Origin of the sequence: Acinetobacter sp. P1(2025) (assembly GCF_051390655.1) — a bacterium.
In the GTDB taxonomy this organism is placed as follows: Bacteria; Pseudomonadota; Gammaproteobacteria; order Pseudomonadales; family Moraxellaceae; genus Acinetobacter; species Acinetobacter junii.
The window spans coordinates 27,005-42,789 of the sequence record NZ_JBPKBJ010000004.1; the positions used below are offsets into that span (position 1 = coordinate 27,005).

Below are 15,785 nucleotides of genomic sequence, written 5' to 3' on the forward strand. Positions count from 1 at the left end.
CTTAAAGATAGAGAGTTTTTATAGTGGCGACAAGTCGTGATTCACCTATTTTGTTGCTTTCACTACAAAACGATTTATTGGAATTTGGAAAAATGCATAAGTCGTATTGTTCGATCAGCAAAGAGCTGAAAGTGCATGATTTCAAGCTGATCCATAATTCAAACTAATAATGTTTTAGCGGTGTTGTTTTTTTTAGTGCTTCAGATGGTTTATTTCTGAAGTCGGTCTCATATATTGAAGTTTGATTTTCTTAATCCTCATCATTCATCGCGGTGCAAATCACTTTGTGCTTGGTAAAATTAACTAAGATGATTCTGTCCACTGGTAACATGGTTGTTCAGCTTGTGATTGGGCAAAAGTTCCTTTGCTAGTTTTTCTTTATTTGGCATAGCTGTTCGCCTTGCACTCAGGCAAAGTTACACTTTGTGCTTTTTCGCCACTCGTAGCATAACTACTCGTCTTGCGCTCGGACAAAGCTTCGCTTTGTTTTTTCCTCGCTCAGGTATGAAAATTGCTGTATTTACGCCAGAAAATGGATTGATTAGTTGTAAAGGCACAATTAAACTACGTCCAGCATAACCTAATATAAATGCGGCAGAATTTGGAGAGTACGCATGAGTTCAGTGCAGTTTGATCATGTAACGGTCATTAAGAAATCGAATGTGTATTTTGGCGGGGCATGTATTAGCCATACAGTACAATTTGAAGATGGTACAAAAAAAACTTTAGGCGTTATTTTACCTACTGAACAACCTTTGACTTTTGAAACACACGTCCCAGAGCGTATGGAAATTATTTCTGGTGAGTGTCGCGTAAAAATTGCAGATAGTACAGAAAGTGAATTATTCCGTGCGGGGCAGTCATTCTATGTCCCTGGAAACAGTGTATTCCATATTGAAGCAGATGAAGTACTTGATTATGTGTGTCATTTAGAAGGTTAACCTTTTCCTTCATAAATCGAGTACACTATATCTGAAGAAAATCCTGTAAAGTCATTTACAGGATTTTTTTATTAAATTCCCTTGCGGAGCTATTCGCTCCTCACTTGTAAAGTCATTTACAGGATTTTTTATTTTCAAAATCCCCCCAATATCCTGCTTTAAGTGGGAATGCTGAAAAGAGGTCGTTCATGGCAAAACCTGAGTATTATTATGGCGTTCATTCCGTGGAGTCATTATTAGAATTGGAGCCTGAGCGAGTACTCACATTGTTTACGCTTAAAGGTCGAGATGATCAGCGTTTACAAAAAATCTTAGCACTTGCAGAACCTTTCGGAATTAGTGTGCAAAAGGCAAGCCGTGACAGTCTGGAAAAACTAGCAGGAATGCCATTCCACCAAGGGGTTGTTGCTGCTGTACGTCCTCATCCAACGCTTAATGAAAAAGATTTAGATCAATTAATGCAGCAGCATCCCGATGCGTTATTGTTGGCACTTGATCAAGTGACTGATCCACATAATTTAGGTGCTTGCATCAGAACTGCAGCCGCTATGGGAGTTCAAGCAGTCATCGTACCTAGAGATCGTTCTGCAAGTTTGACGCCAACAGCACGTAAAGTTGCAGCAGGCGGTGCAGAAAAGGTTAAGTTTATTCAGGTCACTAATCTTGCTCGTACCTTAGCGCATTTAAAAGAGACTACCCATACTCGTGTGATTGGTACGATGCTTGATGAGAAAGCTTTGCCTATTCAGCAATGTGATTTTAGCGGTTCGGTTGTGATAGTGATGGGCGCTGAAGACACTGGACTTCGACCAATTACCCAATCGCAATGTGATCAAACTGTATTTATCCCAATGGCAGGTGATTTGCAGAGTTTAAATGTAAGTGTTGCAACAGGTATGGCACTTTATGAGGCATGTCGACAGCGTACTACTGTATAATCATCGTTACGCTCTATTCAAAATTGAAAAATGACAGTTCGCTCGCAAGGTTATCTTTTTGTCCTGATCACGATGTGTATATGGGGCGGATTTACTATTTTCTCCCGACTTAATGCGCATTGGCATGTCAGTATGTGGGATTTGGTTGCGATGCGCTTTGCAATTGCTTCTGTTATTTTAGTGCCTGTTTTAATTTATAAAAAAGATTTTGCCTTTTTATGGCATCCACGCCCTTTGATTTTGGCACTGATCGGCGGGCTAGGCTATTGTTTTACCGTATATACCGCTTTTTTGCATGCCCCAGCTGCACATGCTGCTATTTTTTTAAATGGTTGTATCCCTTTGTGTACTGCTATTGCTGCATATTTATTATTTAGACAGCCTTTTGATAAACATACGTGGTTCAGTATTGCAATTATGATGAGTGCATTATTACTTATGAGTTATTTAATGCTGCATGATCAAAGTGCTGTATTGGGTTGGGGGGATCTGTTGCTGTTTATTAGTGCGGTGTGGTGGGGTATTTTTACCGTTCTCCTAAAACAATGGAAGCTATCTGCTTGGCATTCAACAGCGGGTGTAGTGATTTGGTCTGCGATTATCTACCTGCCTATTTATATTTTATTTATTCCAAAACATTTTCAAGATGCAGAACCTCTTCACCTCTTGATTCAAGGACTTTTTCATGGTGTGTTGGTAGTGATCGTTGCGACTTTGACTTATGTTGCAGCAATTCAAAGATTAGGTGCATTTAAAACGGGAAGTATTGTAACTTTAGCACCATTTATAGCAGCTGTTGTCGCTGTTCCTTTGTTAGATGAACCAATCAATCTTGCCATTATCAGTGGTTTGATTGGAATGGCGATTGGTGCACTTCAACCGTGGCGATGGTTTCAAAAAGACACCTTAGAGGCTCAGCTCGAACAACAAAACAAAAATTAATATTCAGCGCGTTGTAGATAACTGAAATGTAATGGTTTTAATTGTTGGTGTAGATGTTCCAATAAGCCATCATTTACCACAATGTCATTTGCCAAACGTTGCTTTTCAGAGCGGGGCATTTGTGCTGCGATAATATGGCGAATTTGCTCTTCACTTTGCCCATCTCGTTGACTTGCGCGTTCCAGTTGAATGTGCTCACTCGCATCGATCAATAAAGTATGATGAACAAGTTCATGTTGATTAGTTTCAAACAAAAGCGGTGAGACTAAAATGACATAGGGGCTTTCTGCTTGTTGTAATTGTTGAATGATAGATTGGCGAATAGCGGGATGTGTGATTTTTTCTAATGTCATACGTGCTTCAGGTTGGCTGAAGATATGTTCTCTCAAGGCTCGACGATTTAAAGTTCCATCTTCTAATAGAACCCAATCTCCAAAAGCACGGTGTATTTCTTTTAAAGCAGGTTGATTTGGTGCTACGACTTCTCGAGCAACAATATCTGCATCTATTACAACAATACCTTGGGACTCAAACCATTGGGTTGCAGCAGATTTACCACTCCCAATACCACCCGTTATCCCCAAGATAAATGTCATATTAACCCCCAAGATACACATTCATAATTTGCTCACCCCATAGAAAGGCAATCCAACCGGCAATTGCAATATAAGGACCAAATGCAAAAGGTTGATTTTCACCGCGCATTTTCATCAGCATAATACCAATAATTGCACCTACCATAGAAGAGAGTAATACGATGAGGGGTAACATCATCGGACCCATCCATGCACCAAGGGCTGCAAGCAATTTAAAATCACCATACCCCATGCCTTCTTTACCGGTGATGACTTTAAATAGGTAATATACAATCCAAAGACATAGAAAACCGATTAAATAGCCCCAGATCGCAGCGTTAGCCGTTGTATAGATTGCAAAAGTATTAATACCCAGACCTAATGCTGCCAATGGCAGTGTGAAGCGGTCAGGAAGGAGTTGTGTATCAAAGTCAATAAAAGTGAGTGTAATGAGTACCCAGGTGAGAATCAGGCCAAAGAGCATCTGAATGGTTGCACCAAATACTGCTACAACGATTAATGAACAAACCATGGTGAGAAGTTCAATTAATGGATAGCGAATACTAATTGGATTCTGGCAAGAACCACATTTGCCACGAAGAATGATCCAACTGATGATAGGTATATTCTGATACCAGCGAATAGGGGATTTACATTGAGGACAGGTTGAGGCAGGTTGGCTTAATGTTAACTTACTTTGATCAATAAGTGGTTGCTCTGGATGAAGCAGCATTTGGCATTCCTGATGCCATTCTTGCTCCATCATTTTTGGCGTACGAAAAATGACAACGTTGAGAAAACTACCAATACATAGACTCAAAAGCCCAACTGCTAGGTACAGTGCAGTTGGGTTCTCGATAAAATAAGAGAGTGATTGTTGCATTAGACCACAGAACCCATTTGGAAGATTGGCAGATACATGGCAATGACAAGACCACCAACAAGTACGCCTAAAATAGCCATAATCAATGGTTCCATCATTGAGGTTAAGCCATCGACCGCATTATCCACTTCATTTTCATAGTGGGTCGCCACTTTGTCTAGCATACTATCCAAGGCACCTGATTCTTCACCAATTGCAACCATTTGAATCGCCATGGATGGAAAACGGTTAGAAACGCGCATCGCAAAGTGCAACTGTTGGCCTGTGGCGACATCTTCACGGATTTTCATCACTGCTTCTTCGTAAATCACATTATTTGTTGCACCTGCTGTAGATTCAAGAGCATCAATCAGTGGTACACCTGCTGCAAAGGTGGTGGCTAGGGTACGACTATAGCGGGCAATAATGGCTTTATATACTAAATCACCAAAAATTGGTGCCTTGAGTGCCATTTTATCTAAAAGATCACGAAACTTCTTGCTACGTTTCTTTGCCTCAAGAAAAGCGGTAATAATTGCGCCAATCACGATGATAAGAATAAACCAGTATTCCTGCATCCACTTGGACATATTGACGACCATTTTAGTAAAAGCGGGCAGGTCTGCACCAAAGGAACTAAACAGATCCTGGAAAACAGGAACCACTTTGACCATCAGAATAATGGTTACGATCACTGCAACCACAATGACTGTGGCTGGATATTTCATGGCCTTTTTAATTTTTTGTTTGAGTAATTCACTTTTTTCCTTATAAATCGCGACGCGATCGAGCATAGTCTCCAATGCCCCTGATTGTTCGCCTGATTCAACTAATGAACAGAAAAGGTTGTCGAAATATTGAGGGTATTTACGTAAAGCCCCTGCAAAAGTATTACCGCCCTCAACCTCTCCTTTAATGCCGAGTACCACCTCTCGCATAGAGGGATTTTCTAAACCTTCTGCAACGATTTCGAATCCTTGCACAAGCGGAACGCCGGCTTTCATCATGGTTGCTAATTGACGAGTAAAAATCGTAATATCTAGCGTTGATACTTTTTTCTTCATTAAACCTTCGAGAATATTTTTGCGTTTTTCTCGAATGGTTTTAATTGTGATGCCTTGTTTGCGTAATGTGACCTTTGCTAAGGCCATATTGCGTGCTGGTAATACCCCTTTAATTTTGGCGCCTTTTCGATCTACCCCTTCATAAGTAAAAGTAGGCATCATTTGCGCTTTTTTCGCTGCCATGATTCTTAATCCTTTTTATTGATTTTATTCACTTGTTACTCGGTTAATTTCTTGCAAAGAAGTAATACCTTGCATCACTTTTTTTAGACCTGAACGACGCAGATTGTCAAAACCAGCTTGTTCTGATGCTGCTGCAATTTGCAGTGCGTTACCATCTTCCATGATGATTTGAGAAATTGCAGGGGTGACTTTCATCACCTCATAGATACCTACACGTCCTTTGTACCCTTCTCGACATTCCGCACAGCCAATCGGTTGAAAGATCTGTAAATCTGGATTGGCTAAGTCTTGTTCAGTAAATCCAAGTTCAATGAGACTTTGCTTAGGTATATCAACTGGTGCTTTACATTGTGAGCATAAACGTCGTGCTAAACGTTGTGCAATGACAAGATTGACTGAGGTTGCAATATTGAATGAGGGTACCCCCATATTACGCAAACGAGTTAAAGTTTCAGGTGCGCTGTTGGTGTGTAATGTTGACATGACCATATGACCTGTCTGAGCTGCTTTAATTGCAATTTCAGCAGTTTCAAGGTCACGAATCTCACCGACCATGATTACATCTGGATCTTGACGTAGAAAAGCTTTCAGTGCAGCAGAGAAAGTTAACCCCGTTTTGGGATTCACGTTGACTTGATTGATGCCTTCTAAGTTAATTTCAACAGGATCTTCCGCTGTTGAAATATTAGTATCCTCAGTGTTTAGAATATTTAGACCAGTATATAGCGATACGGTTTTACCCGAACCTGTTGGACCTGTAATCAGTAGCATTCCTTGAGGCTTTTCAAGTGCTTCCATGAATAATGCTTTCTGATCATCTTCATAGCCTAATGCTTCAATTCCGAGCATAGCGCTTGATGGATCAAGGATACGGAGTACCAGTTTTTCACCAAACAGGGTGGGTAAAGAGTTGACACGGAAATCGATGGCTTTGGTTTTTGACAATTTGAGTTTAATACGACCATCTTGAGGTATTCGTTTTTCAGAGATATCCATTTGAGACATGACTTTTAAGCGCGAGGCTAAACGAGTTGCGAGTTGTAATGGTGGGTTAGCAATTTGTCTGAGTACACCATCCACACGATAACGCACGCGATACATTTTTTCATAAGGCTCAAAATGTAAGTCAGAGGCTCCCATGCGAATCGCATCAATCAATAACTTGTTGATATATTTTACGATAGGAGATTCTTCTTGATTATTTGTATCCTCATCCTCAGTCGTGTTGTTTGTATCAGTCGTTGCAACATCAACATTATCTAAATCAAAGTCGTCATTTTCCCCAAAATCGAAACTGCCGCTATCTCCAAATTGCTGATCAATCAGTTTTTCGAGTTTATTGTGCTCAACAATCACAGGTTCGATATTCAATTTGGTATTGAACCTGATTGCGTCTAATGCATCAATATTCGTCGGGTTGCTGGTCGCAACATACAAAATCTGACCACGTTGAATGAGTGGAACAACACGATGTTTTTGAATCAGTTTGCTGTCAGTTATTTCACGAGGTAATAGAGCTGTATCAAATACAGCAAGATCAAAGAGTGGCTCACCAAACTCTAAAGAGATGCTTTCCGCAATTGTCAGAGGTGATAGACGATGATGTTCAATTAAGTGAGCAACAATATCTTGTTGTGCTTTTTTTGCAGCATCAATCGCACTCTGCATATTTGATGCAGCAATGTGACCATCATCGACTATGCGTCGAATAAACCCCGAAAATTTTGGAGACGTATGTATTCCTGACATCTGTCCGCCTTATGACAATATGGTTATAATAGCTATATATCAAAATTATACTTTCGTTACGTAAAATTACTACCATTGAAAGTGTCGTTTTTGACTTGATTAAGCTTTAAAACTTTGAACTGATCGAATCTTTTGCAAATTTATTTTTATCATAAACTTGTAGTTATGATGTTTTGAATAAATAAATGTCTCAGCCAACCAAATCCACTTTGGTTAAACTGATAATACTCTTTTTCATCCCATAGTCACTGCTTTAAATTCAAACGATATAAAAAAACTGAATTTTCTAAAAAACTGTGTAAAATATGCAGCATTTTTTAGAATTTATTCGTAGGTTGGCGGAGTATGTCGAATTCGACCATTACCCCTTGGGTTGTTGGCAATTGGAAAATGAATCCAATGCATGCTGACGCTTTAAAATTAATAGAAGAATTTAAACTGTTATTACAACAGGAACCTATTTCTCAAGCGGCATGTCATATTGGTGTTTCTCCAGTATCGATTGCGCTTACAAATATACAAGCACATTTAGCTGAATTTAATCGAACAATCTATACGGTCGCTCAGGACGTTTCCAAAATTGCTGGCACAGGGGCATATACAGGTGAGGTCAGTGCTGAATTGCTAAAAGATAGTCAAATCGAATTTGTATTGATTGGACATTCTGAGCGTCGAGAATTATTTGGTGATAATGTAGAAATCATCAAGGCTAAACTCAACAATGCTTTAAATGCAGGATTGACTGTGATTTATTGTGTTGGTGAAAGTTTAGAGCAGCGCGAGCAGGGCGCTGCTGAACAAGTTGTATTACAACAAATTTGTGATATCGCAGCGATTGTGAAGCCTGATCAATGGCAGCATATTGTGATCGCTTATGAGCCGATTTGGGCGATTGGCACTGGAAAGACTGCTTCTCCTGCTGATGCGCAAATGATGCATGCAAAAATTCGTGAAGGTTTAAAACAAATCACACCTTTCGGAGCAAATATTGCTATTTTGTATGGCGGAAGTGTGAAAGCTGAGAATGCTGTTGAATTAGCTGCATGTCCAGATATTAATGGCGCTCTGGTTGGTGGTGCATCACTCAATGCGCAATCCTTCTTCCAAATCGCAAAAGCTTTTGCTCAAAGCAAATAACGAGGAATAGAAATGTATAGTTTTATACTCGTTGTACATATCATTTTGGCAATTTTGATTATTGCTCTGGTTCTTGTACAACAAGGTAAGGGTGCTGAAGCTGGCGCATCTTTTGGTGTTGCTGGTGCTGCTACAGTATTTGGTGCTTCGGGTGCGGGTAACTTCTTGACCCGTTTAACTGCTATTTTTACTGCATTATTTTTTGTAACTAGTTTGACCTTGGCTGTGTTCGCTAAAAAACAAACGACAGATGCATATACGCTTAAATCAGTTCAAACGACGACAACAGCTCCTGCCTCATCGTCTGAAACTTCATCAAACGCGCCAAAAACAACTGAATAAGTTGATTTAGGACTTTTCTTTTTCGCTTTAAACGAATAGAATGCGTCCCACAAAGCTGCGGTGGTGGTGGAATTGGTAGACACGCTACCTTGAGGTGGTAGTGCTTTCGGGCGTGGGGGTTCAAGTCCCCCCTTCCGCACCAAACTTAATAACCAGTAAGTTTGGTGTATGCAGTGTTTTGTTGATGCGGGATGGAGCAGTCTGGTAGCTCGTCGGGCTCATAACCCGAAGGTCGTTGGTTCAAATCCAGCTCCCGCTACCATTTGATTAAGGTGCAACTTAATCAAGTAAGTATGAAAACTTGAATTGACTTTTTTTCATATTTGTATATAATTTTTGCACGTTGATGCGGGATGGAGCAGTCTGGTAGCTCGTCGGGCTCATAACCCGAAGGTCGTTGGTTCAAATCCAGCTCCCGCTACCAAGTTTCTTAAAAGAGGCTCACAATAAGGTGGGCCTTTTTGCACAGTGGGCAATGCTTTTCTGTGTAACATAGGGGCGATTTACGCCCTTTTTTATTGGTTGTTTAGCTATCGTGTAGTGTTCGACATCAATTGGTCAAATAGTCGTGCTTCACTATACGGTTAAGATTGATTGGCTCGCATGAGAGCGACGAGAGTAAATGAAATTATCAAATAAATCTCAAGCATTGCATGATCTTATCGCGCCAGCTGTAGCTGCGTGTGGTGTAGATCTGTGGGGGATTGAATTCCTTCCACAAGGAAAGCGTTCTTTATTACGTATTTATATCGATAAACCTGTCGATGAGAACGCAGAACCTATTCTGAATGAAGATGGTGAATTAGAACAAGGGCGTGGTATTGGCGTTCAAGATTGTGTGCTCGTTACACAACAAGTGGGTGCAATGCTTGATGTTCATGATCCTATTTCTGGTGAATATGCTCTTGAAGTATCATCACCTGGTTGGGATCGACCATTCTTCCAATTAAATCAATTACCAGCATATATTGGACAACAAGTGGCTTTACGCTTGATTGCTGCCGTCGAAAACCGTCGTAAGTTTCAGGCGAAATTGCTTTCTGTAGATTTGGAAAATGAACTGATCCAAGTTGAAGTGGAAGGTAAACACGTGCTTGAAATTGATAGCAATAACATTGATAAAGCAAATTTAATCTATCAAGACTAATATTAACTTAATTTTATAAGAAATCGGTAGGTGACTTATGGGCCGCGAAATTCTTACCGTTGCAGAAACGGTTAGTAATGAAAAAGGTGTTAGTCGTGAAGCGATCTTCCAAGCGTTAGAGCAAGCCCTTGTTGCAGCAACGAAGAAAAAGTTTTACGAAGGTACACATTCAGAAGAAGCTCAACTTCGCGTTGAGATTGATCGTAAAACAGGTGATTACCGTACTTTCCGTCAGTGGACAGTTGTTGCGGACGAAGATCATGAAATGCCAGCTTGCCAAGATGCAATTTCAGATGTAGATCCATCGAAATGGTCGATTGGTGATGTGCGCGAACTTGAAGTTGAGTCAATCGAGTTTGGTCGTATTGCTGCACAGATCGCAAAACAAGTAATTGTACAAAAGATTCGTGAAGCTGAGCGTGCATTGGTTGCTGATGCTTATGAATCGAAAGTCGGTGAGTTGATTTACGGTGAAGTGAAAAAGCAAACCAAAGATGGCTTTATCATTGATCTAGGCGACAATGCAGAAGCTTACTTGGCGCGTGAAGAAACGATCCATAAAGAAATTTTGCGTCCTAAACAACGTATCAATGCAATTTTATATAGCGTGAATCGTGAAGGTCGTGGCGCACAACTTTTGTTGTCTCGTTCACGTCCAGAGATGCTGATTGCATTGATGAAAAAAGAAATTCCTGAAATTTCTGAAGAAATCATTGAGATTAAAGCAGCAGCACGTCAACCAGGCGTTCGTGCTAAAATTGCAGTGAAAACTAACGACCACCGTATTGATCCTGTTGGTGCTTGTATTGGTATGCGTGGTACACGTATCCAAGCAGTGCAACAAGAGTTAAATGGTGAGCGTATCGATGTTGTGGTGTGGTCTGATGATCCAGCGCAATATATCGCAAGTGCTTTAGAGCCAGCAGATGTATCTGGTATCGTATTAGATGAAGATGCACGCAGTGCAGACATCATTTTTGCGACCAATGACCAATTGGCGCGTGCGATTGGTTCACAAGGACAAAATGTTCGTTTGGCATCTGAATTGACGGGTTATAAACTCGACATGATGTTAGAAGAAGAGTATCGTGCTCGTCAGCAAAATGAAGCTCAACAATATCTCGATATGTTTGTTTCTCGTCTTGATATTGATGAAGATTTAGCAATGGCATTGGTTGAGATGGGCTTTACTTCATTAGAAGAAATTGCTTATGTTCCAGCTGAAACATTTGATGAAATCGAGCTTGAGGCTGATTTAGTTGAATTGTTACAAAGTCGTGCGAAAGAAGCTGCATTGACGGATGCGTTAAAACAGCAAGAAAATATTCAAGAGCCAAGTGCAGAACTTCTCGGTATGGAAGGTATGACGACTGAGATTGCATATGCATTGGCGGCGCGTGGTGTGATTACGATTGATGATTTGGCTGACCAAGCAACTGACGATATCTCAGATATTGAAGGTTTAGGTCATGACAAAGCAGGTCAGTTAATTATGAAAGCACGTGAATCATGGTTTAATTAGGAGATAATAGATGACGGACAAGTCGATTCAAGAGTTAGCGCTCAGCGTAGAACGTCCTGTAGAGAAACTCCTAGAGCAGGTTCGCGATGCAGGTCTACCACAGCGTAAAGCAGATGACATTATTACCACTGAACAGCAAGATGCTTTGGTCAATTATTTGAAAAAAGTACATGCTCAGGAAAGTGGTAACACAGGAAAAATTGCGTTGAAACGTAAAACAACGAGTACTGCTAAAGTAACAAGTACATCGGGTAAAGCTAAAAACATTAATGTTGAAGTGCGCAAAAAACAAGTATTTGCGAAACCGAGCCCTGAGTTACTTGCAGCAGAAGCAAAAGCGCGAGCTGAAGCTGATCAGAAAGTACGTGTTGAACAAAAAACACGTGTTGAAGCTGAACAGAAAGCCCGTGATAGTGCTGAGCAAAAAGCTAATGCAACTTTAGAAGCAATGCGTGCAGAGCATACTTCTGACAGTTCAACACAAGCACCAGCTAAAACAGCTGTTGTCGTTAAAAAACGTAACAGCGACAAGATTATTAAAGCACCTGTTGTTAAGCCAACAGAAACGCCAGAACAGAAAAAAGCTCGTGAAGCTCAAGCGGCTCAGTTAAAAGCGACTGAAGAAGCTGTACGTCGTAAAGCTGCTGAAGAAGCACAACAGCGTACACTCGAGCAAATGCGTAAAATGGCATCAAAATATTCAAATGATGATGCTACGACTACGATTCGCGTGATTGATGACTCTCCTTTAGCTGCTGGTCTTGTTGGTCAAGCATATGAAGATTCATTCAACAAAGAAGACCGTGAAATCAAACGTGGTGGTGCAACTGCAAATCCACGTGCTGGTAAGAAAAGCGGTCGTGGTGGCGATGCCCAAGCAGAGCAAAGTTTCAGTAAGAGCCATCACAAGCGTGGTTTAAAAACGAGCCAAGCGAATAAACATGGTTTTGAAAAACCTGTTAAGAAGCAGATTTATGATGTTGAGATCGGTGAGAAAATCATTGTTGCTGATCTTGCTCAAAAAATGGCGGTTAAAGTCCGTGAAGTAATCAAAACACTCATGAAAATGGGTGAGTTAGTTACTCAGAATCAAGCAATCGATCAAGATACAGCTGTACTAGTCGTCGAAGAGTTGGGTCATAATCCAGTTCTAGTTTCTGATACTCAAGCGGAAGACAACTTACTTGAAGCTGCTGAAGAAGCACGTGGTGAGCAAACAACTCGTCCGCCTGTTGTAACAATTATGGGGCACGTTGACCATGGTAAAACGTCATTATTAGATCGTATTCGTCGCTCTAAAGTGGCAGCTGGTGAGGCGGGTGGTATCACTCAGCACATTGGTGCTTACCATGTTGAGACTGAGAAAGGTATTATTACTTTCCTAGATACGCCTGGACACGCAGCATTTACGTCTATGCGTGCTCGTGGTGCGAAAGCAACAGATATCGTAGTTCTTGTTGTTGCTGCTGATGATGGTGTAATGCCACAAACAGCGGAAGCGATTGATCATGCTCGTGCAGCGGGTACGCCGATTATTGTTGCAATCAACAAGATGGATAAAGAATCAGCTGACGTTGACCGTGTACTTAATGAGCTGACTACAAAAGGTATCGTGCCTGAAGAATGGGGCGGTGATGTTCCAGTTGCAAAAGTATCAGCACATTCAGGTGCAGGTATCGATAGCTTACTTGACCTTATCTTGATCCAAGCAGAATTGATGGAGCTTAAAGCTTCAGCAGAAGGTGCGGCACAAGGTGTAGTAATTGAAGCTCGTGTTGATAAAGGCCGTGGTGCAGTTACTTCTATCCTAGTACAAAACGGTACTTTGAATATTGGTGATCTTGTATTGGCTGGTTCATCTTATGGTCGCGTACGTGCGATGTCAGATGAGAATGGTCAACGTATTACTTCGGCTGGACCATCAATTCCAGTTGAAATTTTAGGTTTACCTGAAGCACCGATGGCGGGTGATGAAGTTCTAGTCGTAAATGACGAGAAGAAAGCACGTGAAGTTGCTGATGCTCGTGCAGATCGTGAACGTCAAAAACGTCTTGAACGTGCAAGCTCTATGCGTCTTGAAAACATCATGGCGTCTATGGGTAAGAAAGATGTTCCGACTGTGAATGTTGTACTTAAGACTGATGTACGCGGTACTTTAGAAGCATTACATGTTGCACTTGATGAGTTATCTACTGATGAAGTGAAAGTACGTGTAATTGGTTCAGGTGTTGGTGCGATTACAGAATCTGACGTTACTCTTGCAGAATCTTCAGAAGCTGTATTATTAGGCTTTAACGTTCGTGCAGATAACACAGCGCGTCAAAAATCTGACCAAGATGGTATCGACATTCGTTACTACAGCGTTATCTATCAATTAATTGATGACGTGAAAGCAGCAATGAGCGGTAAACTTGCTCCTGAACATCGTGAAACAATCTTGGGTGTTGCTCAAGTTCGTGAAGTGTTCCGTTCAAGTAAGTTTGGTGCTGCTGCAGGCTGTATGGTAATGGAAGGTGTAATCCACCGTAACAAACCAATCCGCGTCTTACGTGATGATGTGGTTGTATTCCAAGGTGAGCTTGAGTCATTACGTCGTTATAAAGATGTAGTAGAAGAAGTCCGTGCTGGTATGGAATGTGGTCTTGCGGTTAAAGGTTATAACGACATCAAAGAACTTGATAAAATCGAAGTTTATGATGTTCAATTGGTTAAACGGAGTCTTTAATGGCGGGTAGCCAACGCTTAAAGCGCATGGCGGATTCAGTACAACGTGAGTTGTCAGAGTTGATCCGTCAGGAGCTTAAAGATCCACGCTTAGGTGGTCTAGTGACCATCTCTGCGGTCAAAGTCAGTGCTGACTTAGGATATGCTGAAGTTTATGTAACCGTGATGGGGCGTGAGCTTGGTGATGAGCAAAGTGAAGCAGCAAATAAAGAAACTTTAGATGTATTAAATAAAGCATCTGGTTTCCTGCGTCATGAGCTAAGTCGTCGTATTAAGACACGTATTACCCCTAGATTGCGGTTCCATTATGATAAAACCAATGCATACGGTAACTACATGTTTGGTTTGATCGCTGAAGCTGTCAAGGATCTGCCTGAACAAGGGCAAGAAGATAAAGAATAAATTTAAAAAAGCCACCTTCGGGTGGCTTTTTTATGATGAGAATATGTTGTTTAAATCACAAGATTTAGTTCTGATCTTCTTTATTTGCTGTACGACGATAACGTTGCCACGGTAGAGGACGATTTAATGCTTCTGGCACATCACCACTCATAGAACGTAATCGTAAATGTATCGCAGCTTGTGCCATCAAATTGGCTGAAACTGGCGCTGTGATAAAGATAAATAGAGTGATAAGTAATTCTGCAAAGCCAAACTTTCCTTGAGTTGCACCAAAGATCATAGCAGCAATTAAGAAACTACCTAAACCTAGTGTGCTTGATTTTGTGGGTGCATGTAGGCGCATAAATAAATCAGGTAAACGAATCATGCCGATGGAACCCACCAGCATAAAAAATGCACCAAAAATCAAAAAGAAGGAAATAATTATTTCAAAAACAAATTGCATGATATATCTCCTTAATCGATCACATGACCCGTTGTAAAGTAACGAGCAAGTGCCGCAGTTGACACAAAGCCCAACATGGCAACCAGTAGCGCGCCTTCAAAGACATTCGTGCTGACCCAATACACACCTAAAACGATAATCAGACAAGTCGCGTTCAGGAAAAGCGTATCCAACGCCAATAATCGATCAATCACTGATGGTCCTATGATTAAGCGAATTAGGCAAAGAAACATAGAGATCGTAATCGCAACTAAGCAAATACCAAGAGCATAAGGCAAGATTGTCATTGTTCTACTCCTTGCATTGGCTTGACATTAAAAATCTCCAATAAAGGTGTTTCATATCTATTTTTGATTTCTTGAATATCAAGTTCTGCATTATCTGAACTGAGTGCATGAACTAGAATATCACCTCGCTCTTGATCAATACCTGCTGAAACTGTACCTGGTGTTGTGGTGATGATCATCGCCAGTAATGTATTAACTTCTTCATGTTCCGTTTCAAGCGGTACTCGATACCATTTAGGTTGTAAGTGATCTATCGGTCCAAGCACCATCCGTGCAACACGAAAGTTTGAAATCACGATATCCCATAACACAACAAAGAATAATTTGATAGCAGGTATCCAATGTATATGTGGTGTGCGTGCGATAAAAGGGCGTACTAATCGTGGAATAATAATGGCTAACAAGGTAGCTAGAAATAATGTTGATAGTTCAACGCTTCCTGACAACATTAACCAACTGAGAAATACCATAAATGAAACAAATGGATGTGGAAACCACCGATCAAGCAAAGCGATTTTTTGCATG

At 40.8% G+C, this 15,785-nt stretch carries 16 protein-coding genes and 3 tRNA genes; 12 read left to right on the forward strand and 7 right to left on the reverse strand.

Translation table 11 applies throughout. The features are described 5' to 3' along the window. Nucleotides 1-614 precede the first annotated feature (614 nt). The 3 genes from ACSC97_RS01815 (at nt 615) to ACSC97_RS01825 (ending at nt 2,821) form a co-directional block, all read left to right on the forward strand. Nucleotides 615-941 carry a pyrimidine/purine nucleoside phosphorylase gene (locus tag ACSC97_RS01815; protein ID WP_004958605.1) on the forward strand — a complete coding sequence of 109 codons (327 nt, stop codon included), beginning with the start codon at nt 615-617 and terminating at the stop codon, nt 939-941. A 188-nt stretch (nt 942-1,129) separates the two neighbouring features. Next, nucleotides 1,130-1,879 (forward strand): 23S rRNA (guanosine(2251)-2'-O)-methyltransferase RlmB, encoded by a 750-nt coding sequence (gene rlmB / locus ACSC97_RS01820; protein ID WP_004916859.1) that lies wholly within the window; start codon nt 1,130-1,132, stop codon nt 1,877-1,879. Nucleotides 1,880-1,909: 30 nt separating this feature from the next. Further along, on the forward strand, nt 1,910-2,821 hold the full coding sequence (locus tag ACSC97_RS01825; RefSeq protein ID WP_151690736.1) for a DMT family transporter: 912 nt from the start codon (nt 1,910-1,912) through the stop codon (nt 2,819-2,821). Here the strand turns inward: ACSC97_RS01825 and coaE are convergent. The 4 genes from coaE to pilB are packed head-to-tail and all read right to left on the reverse strand — an operon-like array spanning nt 2,818 to nt 7,254. Beyond that, nucleotides 2,818-3,417, reverse strand: coding sequence for a dephospho-CoA kinase (gene coaE / locus ACSC97_RS01830; RefSeq protein WP_151690735.1), 600 nt, complete (start codon nt 3,415-3,417; stop codon nt 2,818-2,820). The genes ACSC97_RS01825 and coaE overlap by 4 nt on opposite strands. 1 nt (nt 3,418) lies before the next feature. Further along, a complete protein-coding gene (locus ACSC97_RS01835; protein WP_436659030.1) occupies nt 3,419-4,279 on the reverse strand; it encodes a prepilin peptidase in 861 nt (286 codons plus the stop codon). Next, nucleotides 4,279-5,505 (reverse strand): type II secretion system F family protein, encoded by a 1,227-nt coding sequence (locus ACSC97_RS01840; protein WP_436659032.1) that lies wholly within the window; start codon nt 5,503-5,505, stop codon nt 4,279-4,281. The genes ACSC97_RS01835 and ACSC97_RS01840 overlap by 1 nt, the downstream gene beginning before the upstream one ends. 24 nt (nt 5,506-5,529) lie before the next feature. Further along, a complete protein-coding gene (gene pilB, locus ACSC97_RS01845) occupies nt 5,530-7,254 on the reverse strand; it encodes a type IV-A pilus assembly ATPase PilB (protein WP_436659034.1) in 1,725 nt (574 codons plus the stop codon). A 345-nt stretch (nt 7,255-7,599) separates the two neighbouring features. On the opposite strand from pilB, the gene tpiA reads away from it, so the two are divergent. From tpiA to ACSC97_RS01890, 9 genes are all read left to right on the forward strand, one after another. Then, nucleotides 7,600-8,391, forward strand: a complete 792-nt coding sequence (tpiA, locus tag ACSC97_RS01850; RefSeq protein WP_436659036.1) for a triose-phosphate isomerase — start codon at nt 7,600-7,602, stop codon at nt 8,389-8,391. A 12-nt stretch (nt 8,392-8,403) separates the two neighbouring features. Next, nucleotides 8,404-8,733 carry a preprotein translocase subunit SecG gene (gene secG, locus ACSC97_RS01855; RefSeq protein WP_436659038.1) on the forward strand — a complete coding sequence of 110 codons (330 nt, stop codon included), beginning with the start codon at nt 8,404-8,406 and terminating at the stop codon, nt 8,731-8,733. 57 nt (nt 8,734-8,790) lie between these two features. Beyond that, nucleotides 8,791-8,875 (forward strand) — tRNA-Leu (locus ACSC97_RS01860). 43 nt (nt 8,876-8,918) lie between these two features. Then, nucleotides 8,919-8,995, forward strand: a tRNA-Met gene (locus ACSC97_RS01865). An 85-nt stretch (nt 8,996-9,080) separates the two neighbouring features. Next, nucleotides 9,081-9,157: transfer RNA gene (locus tag ACSC97_RS01870), tRNA-Met, on the forward strand. A 198-nt stretch (nt 9,158-9,355) separates the two neighbouring features. Then, nucleotides 9,356-9,880 carry a ribosome maturation factor RimP gene (rimP, locus tag ACSC97_RS01875; RefSeq protein WP_004916844.1) on the forward strand — a complete coding sequence of 175 codons (525 nt, stop codon included), beginning with the start codon at nt 9,356-9,358 and terminating at the stop codon, nt 9,878-9,880. 37 nt (nt 9,881-9,917) lie between these two features. Then, nucleotides 9,918-11,402, forward strand: a complete 1,485-nt coding sequence (gene nusA, locus ACSC97_RS01880; RefSeq protein WP_004916840.1) for a transcription termination factor NusA — start codon at nt 9,918-9,920, stop codon at nt 11,400-11,402. 10 nt (nt 11,403-11,412) lie between these two features. After that, the gene (gene infB, locus ACSC97_RS01885; RefSeq protein WP_436659041.1) at nt 11,413-14,127 is read left to right on the forward strand and encodes a translation initiation factor IF-2; all 2,715 of its coding nucleotides are present in this window, start codon (nt 11,413-11,415) and stop codon (nt 14,125-14,127) included. Beyond that, on the forward strand, nt 14,127-14,528 hold the full coding sequence (locus ACSC97_RS01890; RefSeq protein ID WP_004916834.1) for a ribosome-binding factor A: 402 nt from the start codon (nt 14,127-14,129) through the stop codon (nt 14,526-14,528). The genes infB and ACSC97_RS01890 overlap by 1 nt, the downstream gene beginning before the upstream one ends. 64 nt (nt 14,529-14,592) lie before the next feature. Here ACSC97_RS01890 and ACSC97_RS01895 read toward each other — a convergent pair whose 3' ends face one another. From ACSC97_RS01895 to ACSC97_RS01905, 3 genes are read right to left on the reverse strand one after another with little or no spacing between them, the layout of a single operon-like run. Continuing rightward, nucleotides 14,593-14,973 carry a Na+/H+ antiporter subunit G gene (locus ACSC97_RS01895; protein WP_004916830.1) on the reverse strand — a complete coding sequence of 127 codons (381 nt, stop codon included), beginning with the start codon at nt 14,971-14,973 and terminating at the stop codon, nt 14,593-14,595. 11 nt (nt 14,974-14,984) lie between these two features. Next, a complete protein-coding gene (locus tag ACSC97_RS01900) occupies nt 14,985-15,260 on the reverse strand; it encodes a monovalent cation/H+ antiporter subunit F (RefSeq protein ID WP_151830101.1) in 276 nt (91 codons plus the stop codon). Further along, on the reverse strand, nt 15,257-15,784 hold the full coding sequence (locus ACSC97_RS01905) for a Na+/H+ antiporter subunit E (protein WP_346801828.1): 528 nt from the start codon (nt 15,782-15,784) through the stop codon (nt 15,257-15,259). The genes ACSC97_RS01900 and ACSC97_RS01905 overlap by 4 nt, the downstream gene beginning before the upstream one ends. Nucleotide 15,785 lies beyond the last annotated feature (1 nt).